This is a genomic window from Prosthecobacter sp. Pr1 (assembly GCF_057652315.1).
Genome location: NZ_JBYFBS010000049.1, coordinates 1 through 2,170 on the forward strand (window position 1 = coordinate 1; position 2,170 = coordinate 2,170).

Here is a 2,170-nt window from a genome sequence, read left to right on the forward strand (position 1 = left end):
TGCCCGGAACGAGCTGAAGCTCGTGATTACCTTGTGCATGCAGCTGTTCATACACACAGTCCGGTGCGCCGAACTGTCTCTTGCATCTTTGACCACACTGGCTAACAGCATTGGTCCCTGATTCAAACAGGGCTTCGGGATTGTCCTGAAGATTCCTCATGTCAGAACACAAAAACTCAAACAGTTGGACCCTGGCCCTAGTTGCCTTGGGTGTGGTATTCGGGGACATCGGTACGAGTCCGCTTTACGCGCTGCGTGAGTGCCTGACGCATGCGGGTTACGTGCCAGGCCGGGATGGAGTGGACATGATCTACGGGCCGATCTCGCTGATGGTTTGGTCGCTCACGCTGATGGTTTCGATCAAATACCTCGGGCTGCTGAGCCAGGCGACGGCGCAGGGTGAGGGCGGGATGTTTGCGCTGCTGTCCCTGCTGCGCTCCAAAAAGGAGGCCCTGAGCCCCAAGTCCAGCGCCTTTGTGGTGCTGGTGGTGCTGTTTGGTGCGGCGCTGCTGTATGGCGATGGCATGATCACCCCGGCCATCTCGGTGCTCTCTGCGGTGGAAGGGATGAAGCAGATCAGCTCCACCCTGCCCCAGCACGTGATCGTGTACATCTCCGTGGCGATCATCTTTGGCCTTTTCATGGTGCAGAAGCACGGCACGGCGCGGATTGGCGTGGCGTTTGGCCCGATCATGATCCTGTGGTTCGCGGCACTGGCGTCACTGGGATTTTATCGTTTCATTGAGCATCCGGAAGTCATCGTGGCGCTGTCTCCGCACTGGGGGATTTATTACCTGATGCATCATGGATATCATGGGATCGTCATCATGGGCATGGTGCTGCTGGCGGTGACTGGGTGTGAGGCGCTGTATGCGGACATCGGTCACTTCGGGTCCAAGCCGCTGAAGCGGGCGTGGTTCATGCTCGTGTATCCTTCGCTCATCCTGAACTACCTCGGCCAGGGTGCGCTGGTGATCAGCGATCCGGCGGCGCTGGAGCATCCTTTCTTCAAACTGGTGCCGCAGCCGCTGCTGGTGCCGATGATCATCCTGGCGACGGCAGCGACGATCATCGCTTCGCAGGCGATGATCACGGGTGTTTACTCCCTCACGCAGCAGGCGGTGCAGCTCGGTTATCTGCCACGTCTGAAGATCATCCACACCAATCCGGATGTGCGCGGGCAGATCTACATGCCGCAGGTGAATTTCCTGCTGATGGTGGCCTGCATCGCGCTGGTGATCGGCTTTGAGACATCGAGCAATCTTGCCTCCGCGTACGGTCTCTCGGTGTCGATGGAGATGTTTCTCACCAGCATTCTGTTCTTCTTTGTGGCCCGCCGCATCTGGGGCTGGGCGTTTTGGAAAGCCTTTCTGCCGGTGCTGGTGTTTACGATCATTGAGCTGGGCTACGTCTCCGGCAGCCTGATCAAATTCATGCAGGGTGCGTGGTTTCCGCTGGCCGTGGCGGCGTGCATCTGGGTGATCATGAAAACGTGGACGGATGGTCGCGCCATTCTGTTTCAGGCCATGCAGCGTGGGCGCCTGCCGGTGGTGCATCTGATCGATGAAATCAAAAAGGACCGCATCATACGCGTGCCCGGCACGGCGGTCTTCATGTCTGCCAGCGCCGACGGCCTGCCGCTCGCGCTGCTGCACCACCTGAAACACAACAAGGCGCTGCACAAGCAGGTGGTGCTGCTGAGTGTGAAGTTTGCGGATGTCCCGTATGTCCGCGAAGAGTCGCGCCACGAGATCAGCGAGTATCACGAGGAGTTTTACCGCGTCATCCTGCGCTACGGTTTCTCCGAGTCGCCCGATGTGTTCAATGACCTTTGCATGGCGATGTCTGAGAAGACCAAGGTGAAGCGCAACGGCATCACCTTCTACCAGAGCCGCGAAGTGCTGCTGACGAACGGGCCCGGCAAGATGGCGGCGTGGCGGAAAAAGCTGTTTGTGATGCTCTCGCGCATGTCCCGCCCTGCGACGGGTTACTTTGATCTTCCACCACGGCAGGTCATTGAGCTGGGGATTCAGCTGGAGGTGTAGCGGGTCGGATCCCCACTTCGCAAATCAACAATCCCTGTTCGACCAGGGCTAAGCCCAAGGCCAGTCAGAAAACCCAAGCCATGAAGAAGGCGGCATAGGAATAACGTCCATGTAACGCGAAGAAG

Annotated in this window: 1 protein-coding gene; it reads left to right on the top strand. The window is 58.4% G+C overall.

Annotation, left to right across the window (positions count from 1 at the left end):
• Positions 1-158 precede the first annotated feature (158 nt).
• Entirely contained in the window at positions 159-2,045 is a 1,887-nt protein-coding gene (locus tag AC24GY_RS29380) for a potassium transporter Kup (RefSeq protein WP_422319081.1), read from the top strand.
• Positions 2,046-2,170: the final 125 nt, after the last annotated feature.